Annotated in this window: 11 protein-coding genes; all 11 read left to right on the forward strand. The window is 56.8% G+C overall.

Translation table 11 applies throughout. The features are described 5' to 3' along the window. The first annotated feature begins 14 nt into the window (after positions 1–14). Positions 15–1,364 carry a DNA recombination protein RmuC gene (rmuC, locus tag HMPREF1323_RS07560; RefSeq protein ID WP_009433514.1) on the forward strand — a complete coding sequence of 450 codons (1,350 nt, stop codon included), beginning with the start codon at positions 15–17 and terminating at the stop codon, positions 1,362–1,364. A 173-nt stretch (positions 1,365–1,537) separates the two neighbouring features. Then, a complete protein-coding gene (locus HMPREF1323_RS07565; RefSeq protein WP_009433504.1) occupies positions 1,538–2,236 on the forward strand; it encodes a redox-sensing transcriptional repressor Rex in 699 nt (232 codons plus the stop codon). Then, entirely contained in the window at positions 2,233–2,862 is a 630-nt protein-coding gene (locus HMPREF1323_RS07570) for a fumarylacetoacetate hydrolase family protein (protein WP_009433503.1), read from the forward strand. Before HMPREF1323_RS07565 ends, HMPREF1323_RS07570 begins: the two co-directional genes overlap by 4 nt. 734 nt (positions 2,863–3,596) lie before the next feature. After that, positions 3,597–7,865 (forward strand): cobaltochelatase subunit CobN, encoded by a 4,269-nt coding sequence (locus HMPREF1323_RS07575; protein WP_232203997.1) that lies wholly within the window; start codon positions 3,597–3,599, stop codon positions 7,863–7,865. 37 nt (positions 7,866–7,902) lie between these two features. Beyond that, on the forward strand, positions 7,903–8,586 hold the full coding sequence (locus tag HMPREF1323_RS07580; protein ID WP_009433567.1) for a hypothetical protein: 684 nt from the start codon (positions 7,903–7,905) through the stop codon (positions 8,584–8,586). A gap of 20 nt (positions 8,587–8,606) precedes the next feature. Continuing rightward, complete coding sequence (locus HMPREF1323_RS07585; protein ID WP_009433526.1) at positions 8,607–9,206, forward strand: MotA/TolQ/ExbB proton channel family protein; 600 nt, start codon at positions 8,607–8,609, stop codon at positions 9,204–9,206. Between the two features lie 2 nt (positions 9,207–9,208). Next, positions 9,209–9,574, forward strand: a complete 366-nt coding sequence (locus tag HMPREF1323_RS07590) for a DUF2149 domain-containing protein (protein WP_009433527.1) — start codon at positions 9,209–9,211, stop codon at positions 9,572–9,574. An 18-nt stretch (positions 9,575–9,592) separates the two neighbouring features. Next, positions 9,593–12,721 carry a SusC/RagA family TonB-linked outer membrane protein gene (locus HMPREF1323_RS07595; RefSeq protein WP_009433520.1) on the forward strand — a complete coding sequence of 1,043 codons (3,129 nt, stop codon included), beginning with the start codon at positions 9,593–9,595 and terminating at the stop codon, positions 12,719–12,721. Continuing rightward, positions 12,721–14,160, forward strand: a complete 1,440-nt coding sequence (locus tag HMPREF1323_RS07600) for a RagB/SusD family nutrient uptake outer membrane protein (protein WP_009433535.1) — start codon at positions 12,721–12,723, stop codon at positions 14,158–14,160. Before HMPREF1323_RS07595 ends, HMPREF1323_RS07600 begins: the two co-directional genes overlap by 1 nt. A 29-nt stretch (positions 14,161–14,189) precedes the next feature. Beyond that, positions 14,190–15,452, forward strand: coding sequence for a DUF4929 family protein (locus HMPREF1323_RS07605; RefSeq protein ID WP_044124217.1), 1,263 nt, complete (start codon positions 14,190–14,192; stop codon positions 15,450–15,452). A gap of 747 nt (positions 15,453–16,199) precedes the next feature. Beyond that, the coding region (locus HMPREF1323_RS07610; RefSeq protein WP_009433539.1) for a GLPGLI family protein at positions 16,200–16,870 on the forward strand (671 nt) is incomplete at its 3' end.

Below are 16,870 nucleotides of genomic sequence, written 5' to 3' on the forward strand. Positions count from 1 at the left end.
CTTCCTATTAGACGATGATCTACTTCCTTGGGGCACTCTGCCTCGTCTTCCTCGTGCTCTTCCTCTACGCAGGGAAGCGCATCAAAGAACTGACTGACGTAGCTGCAGCCGCTGAGCGTGCCGAGCATGAGAAGGCACTCGAGCTCAAGATGCTGGAGACGAAGCTCCAGACGACTGCCGAGGCACATCAAGAGCTCCGCCAGCGCTACGATGCCCTCCAGCAGAAGGCTGATGAGGCCGCTGTGAGCCTTGCTACCGCCAAGACCGAGCGTGCCAGCCTCGCCTCCGAGCTGGAGAAGCTCCAGGCAGAGAAGGGCAAGCTCGCCGAAGAGCTGCGCGATAGCTTCCGTGCTGTAGCGAATGACATCATGCGCGAGCGTACCGAAGATCTCGACAAGCGTACGAAGGAGACCCTCTCTCCGCTGCGTGAGGATCTCAAGCGCTTCGGTGAGCAGGTTGATAAGACCTATCAAGAAGAAGCGCGCGAACGCTTCAACCTCAAGGACTCCATTGAGAAGCTCATCCTTCGCAGTCAGGAGATCAGTCAGGAGACCACCAGCCTCACACGTGCCCTGCGTGGTGATAGTAAGGTGCAGGGCGACTGGGGTGAGTTGGTCCTCGAGCGCATCCTTGATCAGAGCGGGCTCATTCGAGGAGAGCATTACTTCGTGCAGGAGACGCTGCGTGATGAATCGGGAGCGGTCATCACGACGGGTGATAACCGTGGTGGCCTTCGCCCTGACGTCATCGTGCGCTACCCCAATCGGGGTGCCATCGTCATCGATAGTAAGGTCAGCCTCACAGCCTATGCACGCTATGTCGCCGCTGAGACAGACGCGGAGCGTGACCAAGCACTCAAGGAGCACCTCCTCAGCCTACGCAAGCATATCAATGAGCTCTCAGGCAAGCGCTACGAAGAGTACACCGAGGGTTCGCCGAACTTCGTCATGCTCTTCATCCCCAATGAGCCCGCCTACACCATAGCGCTCGCCCACGATCCCACCCTCTGGGAGGAAGCCTATCGGAAGAATGTCGTCCTCATCAACGGCACGAACCTCATCGCTGCCCTGCGTATGGCGCAGGATATGTGGCAGCGTGATAGCCAGCAGCGCAATGTCTTGCAGATCGTCGACGAGGCGGGTAAGCTGTATGATAAGTTCGCCACCTTCTCCGAGACCTTCCTCAAGATCGAGAGCAAGCTCGAGGATGCGCAGAAGGCGTTCGGTGAAGCTAAGGGCCAGCTGCGTGATGGTCGTGGCGATATCCTCGGCCGCTTCGATAAGCTGAAGGCGCTGGGAGCCAAGACGAAGAAGGCACTGCCAGGCGGTATCCAGTCTCCAGCATCAGCCTCCGAAGACGAATAGCCTTCACTTCTCTGCGGAGATCGATAGGCCTAACTAAGTGCGACAGCCAGCTATCCTCTTACGGGATAGCTGGCTGTCGCGCTCTTGTCGGGAGGGATATACTACGAGGCTTCGTATTGAATTCGTAAATTTGTACTCATCAGGAATAAGATCACTTACTTAAACGACTATAAATGGCTAAATCTAAGGACGAGAAGAAGCGCAATGGGATTATCCCCGAGCCGACGCTGCGCCGACTCCCTTGGTATCTCTCCTTTGTAAAGCTTCTCCAAACAGAAGGACATAAGTACGTCTCCTCGCCCCGTATTGCTTCGGGTGTCGGAGTCGATGCTGCGCTCGTAGCAAAGGACCTTTCGTACGTAGAGCTTCAGGGGCGTACACGCGTCGGCTATGAGACGGAGGCTCTCATCAACTACCTCGAGGAATTCCTCGGCTTCACGAAGCGTCATCAGGCTTTTCTCGTCGGTGTCGGGAGCTTGGGCTCTGGGCTCCTTTCGGACAAGGGGCTACGGCAGTTCGGCCTTGAGGTGACCGCAGGCTTTGACGTCGCTGAGGATATCATCGGTACGGAAGTCTCGGGGATCCCCGTCTATCATATCGATGAGCTGGCGACACGTATCGAGAGCGAAGGCATCAAGATCGCCATCCTCACCGTACCTATCCTACAAGCTCAGCTGATGACCGATCGCCTGGTGCGTGCTGGTATCCGTGCGCTGTGGAACTTTACGCCCGTTCGCATCCAGACCCCCGACCACGTCGTCGTGCAGAATACCTCGATGTATGCGCACCTGGCACTGATGTTCACCCGCATGAAGGTGCTCCAGGAAAGTCAACCTACTACCCCTACCAGTAAGCCTCGCTCCAGCCGATGAAGATCTTAGGCGTAGGCTTCAATTACCGCCCGCACGTAGCCGAAGCTCCTCAGCTCGGCCTTCCTAAGCAGGCGGTAGATACTCCTCCACTCTTCTTCCACAAGGGCGATGCGCTGCTCAAGCCCCGCACGCCCTTCTTCCTCCCCGATATGGGTTCGTCCATCGAATATGAGGCGGAGCTGGTCATCCAGATCAGTCGGGTGGGGAAGTGCATCGCTGAGCGCTTCGCCCATCGCTACTATGATCGTGTGACGGTGGGTATTGACTTTACGGCACGCGACATCCAGCGACATGCTATGGCTGAGGGTCGTCCGTGGCTGGAGGCTAAGGTCTTCGACGGCTCGGCTGTCGTAGGAGAGTGGCTGGACAAGACGGCTCTGGGTTATCCCGAGCGCCCCATCGCCTTCTCGCTACGGCGGGACGGAGAGGTGGTGCAAGAGGCCGATAGCTCGGAGATGATCCATAGCTTTGATGCGTTGATTGCCTATGTGAGCCGCTTCCAGACGCTACGTATGGGTGACCTCATCTTCACAGGGACACCCGCAGGTGTCGGGCCTATAGCTATCGGGCAGACCCTCGAGGGCTTCATCGGCGAGCGCAAGGTGCTCCACGTCCCCATCAAGTAGCTGGCTACCCTTCCGTGTAGGCCACACCCCATCGCCCCACTGATCCGCTTGTGATCGGTGGGGCTTTTTTGTGCCTTGCGCAATGGTCCCATATAATAGGTGTATAGGTGCGTCGGTAGAGCTATATAGGATGGCGAAGAAAGCTATATAGCTTTGGCCTGATTCCTATATAGCTTTCTCTTGATTCCTATATAGCTTTGTGAAGTGACCTATATTGGGTTGTTCCTCCGCGTAGGGATAAAAGTTGTGGAGGAGTGCTATAAAAGTTTGGGCTACGTACGTGGCTCTAATATCTACGTGTGTGGATATTTAGATTTACATGCCTGGTCTTTAAGACTACGTACATAGATGCGGAAAAACCACTACGTAAGGCGCTTTTTCTTCACGAAAAGGACACTTTTCCCTCCGCTGGATAAGAAGAATACTCGCGATAAGGCGAGGGGCTTGTGTATCACTTCGGAGAAGCATATCGGAGAGCTGGGCGTGCGATGCCTTAGCACAATAAATAGAGAGCAGGACTCTGCCGCAGCAGTCTCATTAGATGTGGGGAGAGTTAACGCCGATAAGTTGTGTCTATACCTATATATAGGTTGTCTATGTGGGGGCAAATAACTATTCATAGGTATTTACTCGCCTCCTTGTAGCCTATAACTTTGCTTGCTAATTTCCACCCCTGTGTCTATGCGGGTCTGTGGGGAACATGAAGCAGAGATAATATATAAGTTATAAGCTATATGAGTGACATGAAATCGGCATCCCGTAGTAAGCGCCTGCGTCGCTTCCTCTTCGGAGGGATTGCCCTCGCCCTTGTCGCCCTCGTCGCCTACTTTGTCTGGGGACGCTATGGGTCGACGACGCGCATCGCCCTGGTGAACTTCCCCGGCTATCAGTCTTCGGGGATCATCCTTTCCAACGACAATAAGCACGTCCGCTATGACGAGCTGGAGCAGGGGGATATCGATAAGTTCGACAGCTACGACTGCGTCCTGGCCTTCGGTATGGGCCTCAAGTGGAATGATGAGCAGCGTGCCGAGATCAAGAAGCTGGGTGATAAGGGCCTCCCTATCAAGGTCGTCTATGCTACGACGAAGGAGAATGAGATCTCCAGCCTCGATGCAGCTAAGGACCAGCGCATCAGCGAGTATCTCGACAACGGGAATAAGAAGAACTACCGCTCTCTGTCACACTATATCCGTCGCTATATCGACGGGAAGAAGTGGTTCGCTCCCGAGCCTGATTCGGTAGCTCCCAGCTCGGCCGACGTCTACTACCATCTTGATGAGAACGTCGCCTTCGATAAACTCGCCGACTACGAAGCCTATATCAAGAAGCAGGGCTTCTATCATGAGGGGGCGAAGAAGGTCCTCGTCATCGGGGGGCTCAACGATCCCTTCAGCGGCAATAAGCAGAACCTCGATAGCCTCATCACCAGCCTCGACCGTGCGGGGCTCAATGTCTATCCCATCTCTTCCTTCTCTGACCGCCTCCGCTTCATCCAGGAGGTCTCACCTGACCTCATCATCCACTTCCCTCACGGACGTATCTCGATGATGGGGGGGGATCGCGTCGTCGAATACCTGCGTGAGCGCAATATCCCCGTCATCGCTCCCCTGACGCTCATGACCAGTCGTGAGGAATGGGAGGCTGATCCGCAGGGTATGATGGGGGGCTTCCTCTCACAGACCCTCGGTATGCCCGAGCTTGATGGAGCTATTTATCCCTACGTACTCACTACGCAGGAGAAGAATGACGACGGGCTCTACGTCCTCAAGGCTGTACCCGAGCGTCTCAAGAAGCTCACCGAGCTGGTGCAGCGCTTCCTCACCCTGCAGACCAAGCCCAATAGCGAGAAGAAGCTCGCTATCTACTACTTCAAGGGCCCTGGGCAGGAGACGCTCGCAGCGCAGGGTCTCGAAGTCGTGCCCTCGCTCTACAACCTCCTGCTCCGCCTGAAGGCTGAGGGCTATAACCTCACGGGGCTCCCTACGGATGTGAAGGCCTTCGAGGCGCAGCTGATGCGCGAAGGTCCCGTCATCCAGTCCATCGCTGGCGGGCAGATGGAGGAATACCTCAAGACGGGTAATCCTGCTTGGGTCGATAAGGCGGACTTCGATAAGTGGATTGCCGAAGACCTGACGCCCCTTCAGATCAAGGAGCTGGAGGAAACCTACGGCCCCACGCCAGGGAGCTACATGACCCGTACCTCTTCGGCTGGTACACCACAGCTTGCTGCTACGCGCATCCAGTACGGCAATGTCGTCCTGCTCCCTCAGCCTGTAGCGGGTATCGGTAGTGACAACTTCGCTATCGTGCACGGTGCCGCTTCGCCTCCCCCTTATCCCTATGTCAATGCTTACCTCTGGGCTCGCCACGTCTTCGGGGCAGATGCCTTGATGCACTTCGGTACGCATGGGAGCTTGGAGTTCACCCCGAAGAAGCAGGTCGCACTCAGCGCCAATGACTGGGGTGAAGCACTCATCGCACCTTACCCACACTTCTACTATTACACGATCGGGAATATCGGGGAGAGCATGATGGCTAAGCGTCGCTCTTATGGTAGCCTCATCTCCTATATCACCCCTCCCTTCGACGAGAGCAAGACGCGTCATATCTTCTCCGACCTGCAGCAGGCCATCGAGAAGTATTACGAGCTGAAGGAGCCTGCGGCGAAGGATACGCAGAGCCTGGCGGTGAAGAAGCTCGCTGTCGGCCTCGGTATCCATCGTGAGCTCCGCTTAGACTCGATCCTCACGAAGCCCTATACCGCTAAGGACGTCGAGCGTATCGACAACTTCGCTGAGGAGATCGCCTCAGAGAAGGTCAATGGTCAGCTCTATGTCACGGGCGTGCGCTATACCCCAGCGAAGACGACCTCCACTGTGCTGGCGATGACGGCTGATCCCATCGCTTACGCCAAGGCTCGACTGGATCGTCTGCGTGCCGCTCAGCCCATCGACAATACAAGCAATAAGCACCGCTTCTATAAGGAGTATCTCCAGCCCGCTCAGCAGCTCGTCCGTGGCATCCTCGCCTCGGGCTCGGTGAGCGAAGCTACCGTCCTCTCCTATGGTGGTATCACGAAGGAGCAGCTGGAGCGTATCCATGCACTCGCTGCGCCTAAGAAGCCCATGGGTATGAAGGCGGCTATGGCTGCTGCCAAGGGCGATAACAGTAAGTTGGGAGGTAAGCCTACTCGCCTCGATCAGATCCGTGGCGGTAGCCTCAAGGATAAGCCCGCTGGTCATCCTGGTGGGCACCCAGGGGGTAAGCCTCAGGGACACGCTGCCGACACGCCCGAGCCATCGAAGAAGGAGCGGGATGAGATGGAGGCCGTCACCGAGCTGGAGCGTGCTATCCTCAACGTCATCACCTATCGTGATGCCCTGCAGAATAGCCCTCGCCTCGAGCTTGATGCTACGATCAATGCCCTCAACGGGGGCTTCACCGCACCCTCGTCGGGTGGTGATGCCATCGCCAACCCACAGGCTGTGCCTACGGGTCGCAACCTCTATTCGGTCCGTGCTGAGAGCACACCTTCGCAGCGTGCGTGGAGTCAGGGCGTACAGCTCGCTCAGGCTACACTGAAGGCCTACAAGGAGCAGCACGGCAAGTATCCCACGAAGGTCAGCTATACCTTCTGGAGCAGTGAATTCGTCGAGACTGAAGGGGTGACTATCGCCCAGGTGCTGTATATGCTCGGGGTCGAGCCCGTGCGCTCGCAGTTTGGCTCGGTCGAGGATGTTCGCTTGATCCCCACCTCCGAGTTGGGTCGCCCACGTATCGACGTCGTCATCCAGACCTCGGGACAGTTCCGTGACCTCGCAGCTTCGCGCCTGGCGCTGATCACGAAGGCCGTCGAGCTGGTCGCTTCTCTTGGTAAGGAAGATCAGGAAAACTATGTCGCTGCTGGCTCTGTCGCCACGGAGAAGGAGCTCGTCGAGCAGGGCCTTTCGCCTAAGGAAGCCCGTGAGCTGGCGAACGTCCGCATCTTCGGTGGTGTCAATGGTATGTATGGTACCGGCATCCAGGAGATGGTCACCTCTGGAGACAAGTGGGAGCAAGAGAAGGAGATCGCTGATGTCTATCTGAATAATATGGGTGCTGCATACACCGGTAAGCAAGAGGACTGGGGACGCTTCGTCAAGCCCCTCTTCCGTGCTGCACTCAAGAATACCGACGTCGTCGTGCAGCCCCGTCAGAATAATACTTGGGGAGCGCTGAGCCTCGACCACGTCTATGAGTTCATGGGTGGTCTTACGCTCTCGGTGCGTAATGTCACGGGGAAGGATCCCGATACCTATCTCGCTGACTACCGCAACCACAGCAACATGCGTATGCAGGACCTTAAGGAGGCTATCGGCGTCGAGAGCCGTGCTACCGTCCTCAACCCTGAGTACGTGAAGGAAGTCCTGGCTGGTGGCGCGAACAGTGTCGCTAATATCACCGAGGTCGTCACCAACACCTACGGGTGGAATGTGATGAAGCCCGAGGTCATCGACAAGGAGCTCTGGGATCAGCTCTACGATATGTATATCCGCGACGTCAATAACCTCGGTGTCGCTTCGGCCTTCGAAGGGAAGAGCCCCGCAGCCCTCGAGGAGATCACAGCTGTGATGCTTGAGACGGCTCGTAAGGGGATGTGGAAGGCTTCACCCGAGCAGCTCTCTACGCTTGCCCAGCGTCATTCGGAGCTCGTGGCTAAGTACGGCCCCTCAGGTGGTGGTATGTCGGCGGACAATAAGAAGCTCCGTGCCTTCATCTCCCAGCAGCTCTCTCCCGAGGCCGCCAAGCAGTACCAAGCTCAGATGAAGCAGATGGACGAAGGTTCTTCGGCCGATGCCCCCAGCCAGAATGGTATGGTGATGAAGAAGGAGACGGTCGCTGATCAGGCTGGAGCCGTGACGCGTAGCTTCAATGGTCTATGGATCGTAGCTGGGGTAGCTGTCCTCTTCATCGGGCTCCTCGTCCTCCTGCGTATCAAGCGTCGCCGTGATGCTGAGTAGTCCCCTGATGCTAACCTCTATCTTCTCGGTGTAGCTGATGGAACTCGTCGTCCAGATCCTCCTGCTCTTCATCATCGTAGCCTCCGTGCTACGCCTCTCTTTTGAGCGGGGCTGGATCATCCCCACACTCTTTGCTGTCGTGGCAGCTGTCTTCGTCTACTTGACCTATCCCTATGCGATCGAGCAGACGAAGACCGGCCTCGCAGCCTATATCGCCGACCGCTCGCTACGTGAGTATGCAGCCATCTTCATCTCGCTGGATGTGGCACTCATCGTGGCCTACAGCTTCTCCCGTCTGAGTCACCCACGTGGTCGAAGGGGTAGGGTGATAGCCTTCCTCCTACGCCTCTATCCAGGGGTGCTTATCTTCCCCGTGCTCTTCTATCTGCAGTCGACGCTGATCTTCGCCCTGCCTGGGATGGCCTTCGGGGTGGTCTCCCTCCTCCTTGCCGCAGGGACGGTGGTGCTCCTGCTGGGCCTTACCTTCCTCTTGCGCTTCCTCCTGCCCGAGGAAGAGCAGCGTCTGGAGGTGCTCTTCTTAGTAGAGCTCTTTGTCTTCATCCTCGGGATCATCGCTTCGGTCGATGAGACCATCCGTATGGCACCCACCGAGAGCCCCATCCAGTGGAGTGGGCTGGTGCTGACCCTTGGCATCGGACTGCTGTGCTTTGCCGTGGGCTACTTCGCTCCCCGTATCCGTCGATCACTTAAACACAAATAATATATAATATACCCGCACTTATGGATCAGATATCCAAGGTACTCTTCGTCATCTCGAATAGCCTCCTCATCCCCGACATCCTCTTCCTCATCATCCTCTTTATCCGTTCGCTCATCCTCGTCGGGGGCTTCTACAATAGCTTCATGCAGCGTCGTCGTATGAATACGCTCCTCGGCGATGTGCGTGCTCTCAATGCTGGGAACCTCTCCGAGCTGTCGGGCCGCCTGCCTAAGTCCAACCGCTCTCCCTTTATTGACCACCTTGATGACTTGCTCACGCGCGAAGGCCTCACGGAGGACTATGCGAACTACGTCATCAGCAGCTACGAGAATGTCTGCGAGAAGGACCTCTCCCTCTCTAAGCTCCTGACGAAGGTCGGTCCCGTGCTCGGTCTTGTCGGGACGCTCATCGCTATGAGCCCTGCGCTCGTCGGTCTCTCCTCCGGGGATATCGGTGCGATGGCCTATAATATGCAGGTCGTCTTTGCTACCACCGTCGTCGGTCTGGTGATCAGCTTGGCGGGTCTGGTGACTCTACAGTACAAGCAGCGCTGGTATACCAAGGATGTAGCACTCCTTGACTACATCTCTTCACTCCTTCTTGATAGCCGTACGAAGTAACTATGGGACGCAAGCCACGCCGCCCGAGCAAGCTCATGCAGGGTGAAGATACCGACCCTCTGACCGTCGTCGTCAACCTCTTCGACGTATCCATGGTCTTCGCCGTCTCCCTCATGGTCGCTATGGTGATGAACATGAATATGACCGAGGTCTTCACACAGGAGGACTTCTCTGTGGTGAAGAATCCAGGGAAGGAAAATATGGAGATCATCACGAAGAAGGGCGGTAAGATCGAGCGCTATACCCCCTCTAATGAGAAGACCGATAAGTCCAGCTCCCGCGGTCGCCGTGTCGGTGTCGCCTATGAGATGGAGGATGGTCAAGTCTATTACGTCCCCGAGGACGCCCTACCTGCTGAGTCAAAGTAGTTTCTTTTACCCTCATATATGCCGCAGACCAAGCTCCTGCTGACCCTCTTGACGAGCCTGACGCTTAGTGCTGAGCTCGCTCTACCTCCTCTTGCTGCTGCACAGACCACTCAGCAGACGACGGCCTTCACCATCACAGGCGCCGTCGTTGAGCGGGATGGTAGCCCCCTCTACGGGGTGATCGTCCGAGCAGGGAATGCTAAGACGATGACCAATGCAGGCGGTCGCTTCACGCTGACCCTTGCCACACGGCCCGAGGACGGACGCCAAGCTCTCACCCTCTCCGCTGTCGGAAAGAAGACCCAGCAAGTGACCTTCGTCGAAGGTCATCCGCTCCGTGTCGTCCTCGAGGATGCCGTCGGGGAGATCAAGGAGGTCGTCGTCCGTGCCCGCCCCAATATCAATGCCCTTGACCTACGTGCCCGCTCGGGTGTCGTGGCACAGGTCGATATGAAGCTCCTTGCGCAGAAGCCGATGATCGACCTCTCACTGGCGCTTCAGGGTGCTGTGCCTGGGCTCACTGTCGTCAATCGTGGTGAGCTCGGTATGAAGCCAGAGATCCGTATCCGTGGCAATAACTCCTTCACCAAGGGCGATGCTGCCAATGAGCCCCTCTATGTGCTCGATGGGAAGATCATCTCTCCACAGGCCTTCATGACGCTCAATCCACTTGACATCCGTGAGATCAAGGTGCTCAAGGATGCCGTAGCGACAGCGCTCTATGGGGTGAAGGCTGCCAATGGCGTGCTGGAGATCTCCTCACGCCGTGGTGTCTCGGGCCCCATGTCGATTAGCCTCAGTACGCAGGCCGGTGTTACGCTACGCGGCCGTCAGACTACGACGATGATGGATACGGATGAGAAGCTCGAGCTGGAGCGCCGTATGCAGGTGACCACCGCGCCGGGCTACCTCTTCTCCCCAGACTTCATCTCGTCTGCGACGCTCAGCGACCTCCGTCAGAGCTATCAGTCGACGCTCGGTATCGCCCCGACGTGGACGCGAGAGGAGTACTTGGCCTACGGGAGCAGACAGCTTGATTCCCTGCGTCAGATCCATACGAACTGGTGGCACGACCTCATTCGCCCCAATTCCTATCAGAGCCACAACCTCAGCTTGCGTGGTGGGAGCCAAGATGTGACCTACTACGTCTCGGGCAACTTCTCCCGCCAAGGTGGGCAGCTGGAGGGCAATGATACCAAGCGCTTCACTCTCACTAATAGCCTCGACTGGCAGAGTCGCCTCGGCTTCGTGTCGCTTGGCCTCACGGGAGGCTATGCTAAGACGAATAGCCCGAATAGCAGTGACTTCAGCCCCCAGCAGCTGGTCTACGAGCTTAACCCCTATGAGACGAAGAGCTCGACACAGCTCTTCTCCTACCCTGGACGCAAGTACAGCGACCTCACGGGACAGTTCCGTCGCTGGACGAAGGAGATCCGCTTCGGTACAAGTCTGAGTGCTAACCTCCGTCCCTTCGAGGGGATGCAGCTGGATGCTGTCCTTGGTCTTGACTACGTGCTCAATGAGAGTGAGCAGATCACTCCCGCTACGGCCTACAGTGAGGTGACGCGTCGCCGTCCCATCGAGCGAGGGATGATCTCTGTGGGGAAGAATACCGACTTCAACTACTCGGCTAATCTTCGTGCGACCTACCAGCGTCTCTTCGCAGAGAAGCACGATTTCAGTATCTCTGCCAATACCGACTACTACTACAGCGAAGGCCGCCTGCTCTCGGTGACGGGGCATGGTATCGGCCTGCAGGAGTATCTGGCAGGGGTGAACAAGGGACTCACGTCAGCAGACCTCCGCCCCGACTTCTCCGGCTCTAACGCCACATCCGCTCAGCTGGGCTTCGGCCTGGCTACGGGCTATACGTATGATAAGAAGCTCGATCTCTTCGCTGCCTACAAGGCGGATGCCTCAAGCCTCCTGCCCCGTGACAAGCGCTGGAATACCGCGTGGGCACTCGGTGGAGGCCTGCATCTTGAGGAGCTTCTGCCCTTCCTCCGTGGTGGAAGCCTACTGACGGGGCTTGGACTAAAGGCTTCGTGGGGGCTGACAGCAAGCCTCGGGGGGATTACCTCAGCCTCAGCTGTGCCCATCTTCTCCTACCAGCAGAGCTCCTTCTACGCAGATCAGTATCGCCTCATCCGTCTCTCTACCCTCTACAATGACCGCTTGAAGCCCGAGCAACTCAAGAGTGTGGACCTCGGCCTTTCCGTGCAGCTGGCTCATGCCCACACGCTCGATGTGAACCTCTACCGCCGCGATACGAAGGATGCTCTGATCATGACGGATATCCCAGCGAGCAACGGCTTCCTCTCGATGCTGGATAATGTCGGTAGTCTGCGTAATGAGGGGGTGGAGCTCTCTGCTTCCTCTCGCCTTCTTAGCGGTGAAGACTGGCGCCTCTCGCTCCGTGCAGCCTTGGCCTACAACCGCAGTAAGGTGCTCGACCTCTATGGGAAGACCGCCCTCTATTCGGGCGACAATGTCTACCCCGACTACGAGGTAGGGCGCTCCTACGACTATGTCTATGGGCTGGATGCTCTTGGGGTCAATCCACTCTCGGGCGAACTGATGTTCCGTGACCGACAGGGGGCAGAGCAGAGCTTCGGTAAGACGATCGTGCGCGATGACCTCGTGGGTATCGGCTACCGCACACCACCCTATACGGGTACCTTCGGCCTGACCTTCGGGTACAAGGCGCTGGAGCTGGATGCGCAGTTCTACTATGTCTTCGGGGGCTTCAAGGCCTATTCGATGACCTACGTGCGTGGGGTCTCCGATGTAAATAAGAATGCCATCGCAGGGCAGGTGTCCCGCACGTGGTTCGCCCTCGGTGACGAAGATCGCCTCTATCCCAATCCACGAGCGGGGACGCAGACCTTCAACAACCTCTCGCACTATCCCAATACGCGGATGATCTCGCGCAGTGACTACCTGCGTCTCTCGATGCTGAGCCTGCGCTACCGCCTCTCTTCATCGCTGCTACACCATCTGGGCGATGTCGTGAAGTACGCTACGATAGCCCTACAGGGATCGAACCTCTTCACGCTTACGCCGTATAAGGGTGGTAGCCCTGAGTCGGGTACCTATGACCTCGGTGTGCAGCCCGTCCTTACCCTTCACCTCAATCTCAACTTCTGATGTCCTTGCTTCTCCGACGCTCTGTGCTACGGATGCTCTGCTCTGTCCTCGCGGTGGTACCCTTCCTCTCGGCTTGCTCACTGGATATCCCCGTGGAGAATGAGTTGACCGACCCGAAGGCAATCTCCTCCGTGCAGACGGCTTATGAGGCGCTTGCCTCCGCCTATAGCTCCTATCCGAAGGTAGAGCTCGAGCTTAGTCTCCTCTCCGACGAGCTGGTGCCCACGCATCGTGCCAGCCAAAGCCCGCAGATGGCGCAGCTCTATGCCTATACCGACTATGCCCTGCAGAGTCTGGCCTCTGACCTCTGGTCGGGCTACTACGAGACCATTAAGGATGCGAACGCTGTGCTCGTTCGACTCCCCGACCTCCGCTCACGACTCTCCTCTGCTGAGCAGCTCCAGCTCGACTACCTTGCAGGTGAGGCGAAGACCCTCAAGGCGCTCTCTTACCTCCAGCTCCTCCAGCTCTTCGCTACACCCTATGATGATGCCAAGCATACGGGTGGGATCATCCTCAAGGACCGTGTGGAGCGTGAGGAACTTCCACGTAGCACAAAGGCCGAGACGGTGCAGGCTATCGAGCGTCTGCTGAAGGAAGCCCTCACGGCTTTCGACACGACGACGCGCCCGCCCTACGGCTCTGCCCCAGGCTTCGTCAATGCCGCTACGGCTCGTGCACTCCTTGCTCGCCTCTATCTCTATGCTGGTGAATGGGCTAAGGCCGAGGAAGTGACCCGCACACTCGTTCCCGCGATGCTCTCCGCGTCGATGGTCCCCACGACACCGCTTGCTTGGTCGCAGGGTGCATCTACTATAGCCCTCTTCGCCAGCTCGGTGCCCGTGACCTACTATAATAGTATCTACGCTCAGGCGAAGTCGGCTACTAATGCGACCTACCAGCTTCCCCAGCGAAGCTACTTTGCCTCGACGGACCTCCGTCATCGCAGCTATGCCCTTGACAGCACCCTGCAGGTCGATGCTACCACGACCCGCTCGCTGCAGATCATCGGGAAGTATGCTGCCTTCCTCTTCGCTGGAGGGCTCCCTTCTTACAACTGTGTCGTCCGCACGACCGAGCCTATCTTCCTGCGTGCTGAGGCCTTGGCTCGCAGTGGTGATCAGACGGCTGCACGCGACCTCCTCAATAGCTACCTCCGTCTGGTCGGTGCAGATGAGGTCGCTTCGACCGTGACGGACAGTGCTCTTATCGATGCTATCATCGCCGAGAAGGCTCGGGAGTTCGCCGGCGAAGGCCTACGCTTCTTCGACCTCAAGCGTCTGGGACTACCTATCAAGCACTATACCCCCAATGAGGAGCGTGTCTCCCTCACACTACCAGCAGGGAGCTACAAGCGCACCCTGCCACTGCCCGCCTCCGAGCGCTCGAATAAGAACCTCGGGGCACAGAACCCTGGGTGGCCTGAGCTTACCCATTGATCTCATCCTTTTACTATCGTATCTCCATTATGAAGACTTCCCTTTATCATCGCTTACGGAGCATCGGGGCCATCGGGCTCTTCTCCCTGCTCCTCCTTTCGCTCCTCCCCTCGTGTGCGAAGGATACCCCCGACAATAAGTATCGTGGGGAGAATAAGATCCAGCTGCGTCTGCCCGACGGCTCTCGCTCGGTGCTCATAGCTGCGACCTCTACCTCTCCTATTAAGGTCACCGTACGACTGACCTCTCGTCGCACGGATGCGGTCACGCTACAGCTCAATCTTACGGGCGAAGCTGCCTCATCCCTCACGCTCTCCTCGAAGACGCTTACGATCCCCGCAGGTCAGCTCGAGGGAGAGGTCGTCATCACACCTTCGGCTAAGGACGTGACGACCCAGCAGCAGGCCAAGCTCTCCGTCACGTCCGCTGCCTCGGGTCTGATGGTCGAGGGCGATCTGACGATCACGATCTCGCCCTTCCCCGTGTGGACACCCACAGCTGCTCAGCAGGCGCTCATCGACGGCTATCGTGCCAAGGGTATCGACCTCTCCACGATCCTCGGCTATCATACGGTCGAGGGGAGTGTTGACTGGGCGGGCTTTACCGACCCTGACTATGGTAGGGATATCCGTTCGAAGGCCACCTGGCGCATCAGCGGTGCTACGATGCTCGTCGAGTTGAGTGACCGTACTACGGCCGACCAGCCCGTACTGAAGTTCTCATACAACGCCCTTGGTCTGAACGATATCTATAAGAAACTCTGGGACGGCTATACGGTCGATAATCTCATCTACTTCTATGCCGAAGGGACATCAAGTCTGGAGGTGATGAAGGCGATCAACTGGACGCAGTCCTCACCTGAGACCTTCAATGTCGTGCTGGACAACGTCCGTGTGAATGCCTCCACAGGTACGCTCGCCTTCACGGGCAAGCGTCTCTCGGGTATGCCTGCGACTTATCCGCTCCGTGAAGACGAGTCAGATAGCCCCATCGTCGTACCCTTCACCTACGAGTCCTCGGTATGGACGCGTGTGATGGCGAAGATCGCAGCTGAGCCTACCTTCAAGGAGACGGTCGAGTCGGCCGATGGGATGGAGCTGTACAGCATCCTCTCCAATACGGGTATCGACGAAGATCGTACGGCTGAAATCAATGCTACCGAAGGCCATTACGTGAAGCCCGAAGGGAAGATCGACCTCAAGAAGGGTACGCTTTCCTTCACGTTCCCCTTCCACGGCTACAACTCGGATTACTATTCGGTGGTGAAGGTGACTTCGCAGCAGCGCAAGTAAGGCACCGCACATTGCCACTCTAAATACCCGCCCCCGAGGCTGTCTGACTGCTCCATAGTCAGCGGCCTCGGGGGCGGGCTTTTATCGGGTAGGGGAGATGCTGTTCCTTATGAGACCTTGCGCAATAGTTTCATATAGGTATATGGGTGGATAGAGCTATATAGGATGGTGAAGAATGCTATATAGCTTTGGACTGATTCCGTATAGCTTTGTGACGCGACCTATATTAGGTTGTTGCTCCTCGTAGGGATAAAAGTTGTGGACGAGTGTCAGATAAGTTTGGACTACGTACGTGGCTCTAATATCTACGTACGTGGATATTTGGATTTGCGTGCTTGGTCTTTAAGACTACGTGCGAGATAGAAGAATATCACTACGTGAAGGCGCTTTTTTCTTCACGAGAATGACGCCTTTCCTTCCGCTGGATGAGAGGAATACTCGCGATAAGGCGCAGGGCTTGCGCATCGCTTCGGAGAGGCATGTCGGGGAGCTGGGCGTGCGATGCCTTAGCACTCTAAATGGAGGACAGGAATCTAAAGTCGCAGTCTCGAGTTGGTGTGGGTGTTTTTTTATATACTTGCAGTGGAGTACGCAATCTCCATTAAGACACATACTACGCAGCCGTAGAATCTAAATCATCGTATGAAGAAACTCCTCTTTTCTTTGCTCCCTCGTCCACGAGACTTGGCAGTACCCCCACGCACCTGTACGTCCCTTCGTCATAAATGTGTTGAAGCCAGTACCCTATTGGTAGGCATTTTATTTGTCCTTATCTCTATCCCTACGGCCTTTGCTCAGGAAGTGTCCTCGCTGGGTAAGCTTGGTACGGAGCGAGTCGACTCCGTGAAGAAGATGGTCGTTGATACCGCGAAACTTCGACTACTATATAAGTGTACCTACCGCCCCGACACGGCCAACCTGAAGCGGGAGGGTGAGGCTTGGCGTCTTCTGCAGGTGGGGTCGCATGCGACGAAAGAGTGGACGATGGGGGCAGCGCGCATCGATTCACTGCGTGATGCCTCGGCTGCTCAAGGGCGGACTTGGATGGAGATCTTACCGCTCTATATGGGCGCACTCTCTCAGCAGGCGGGGGACTATCAGATGATCCTTGCGGATATGAGGAGCGGTGTGCTTACAGAGCAGAACAACATAGTCGTAGATGAGTACCTCTACGAGGAGCCTATTCCTACACAAAGGTGGGAGTCGCTTCCTGGAGATACGACCCTCCTCGACTACCCTTGTCGCCGAGCAAAGACCCACTTTCGAGGGCGTGACTTCATCGCTTGGTATACCGATGAGTTACCCTTTAGTGTCGGGCCTTGGAAGTTCTCGGGTCTTCCGGGACTGATCCTCTGTGTCTATGATACGCAGCGTCACTATGTGTACGAAGCTGTGGGGCTGGAGTATGCTAAGGCGGG

Origin of the sequence: Porphyromonas sp. oral taxon 279 str. F0450 (assembly GCF_000292995.1) — a bacterium.
GTDB classification, from domain to species: domain Bacteria; phylum Bacteroidota; class Bacteroidia; order Bacteroidales; family Porphyromonadaceae; genus Porphyromonas; species Porphyromonas pasteri.

Excerpts from the sequence above, each read along its gene's own strand:
- rmuC (WP_009433514.1), top strand. The coding sequence starts at position 15 with ATGATCTACTTCCTTGGGGCACTCTGCCTCGTCTTCCTCGTGCTCTTC.
- HMPREF1323_RS07565 (WP_009433504.1), top strand. The coding sequence starts at position 1,538 with ATGGCTAAATCTAAGGACGAGAAGAAGCGCAATGGGATTATCCCCGAG.
- HMPREF1323_RS07570 (WP_009433503.1), top strand. The coding sequence starts at position 2,233 with ATGAAGATCTTAGGCGTAGGCTTCAATTACCGCCCGCACGTAGCCGAA.
- HMPREF1323_RS07575 (WP_232203997.1), top strand. The coding sequence starts at position 3,597 with ATGAGTGACATGAAATCGGCATCCCGTAGTAAGCGCCTGCGTCGCTTC.
- HMPREF1323_RS07580 (WP_009433567.1), top strand. The coding sequence starts at position 7,903 with ATGGAACTCGTCGTCCAGATCCTCCTGCTCTTCATCATCGTAGCCTCC.
- HMPREF1323_RS07585 (WP_009433526.1), top strand. The coding sequence starts at position 8,607 with ATGGATCAGATATCCAAGGTACTCTTCGTCATCTCGAATAGCCTCCTC.
- HMPREF1323_RS07590 (WP_009433527.1), top strand. The coding sequence starts at position 9,209 with ATGGGACGCAAGCCACGCCGCCCGAGCAAGCTCATGCAGGGTGAAGAT.
- HMPREF1323_RS07595 (WP_009433520.1), top strand. The coding sequence starts at position 9,593 with ATGCCGCAGACCAAGCTCCTGCTGACCCTCTTGACGAGCCTGACGCTT.
- HMPREF1323_RS07600 (WP_009433535.1), top strand. The coding sequence starts at position 12,721 with ATGTCCTTGCTTCTCCGACGCTCTGTGCTACGGATGCTCTGCTCTGTC.
- HMPREF1323_RS07605 (WP_044124217.1), top strand. The coding sequence starts at position 14,190 with ATGAAGACTTCCCTTTATCATCGCTTACGGAGCATCGGGGCCATCGGG.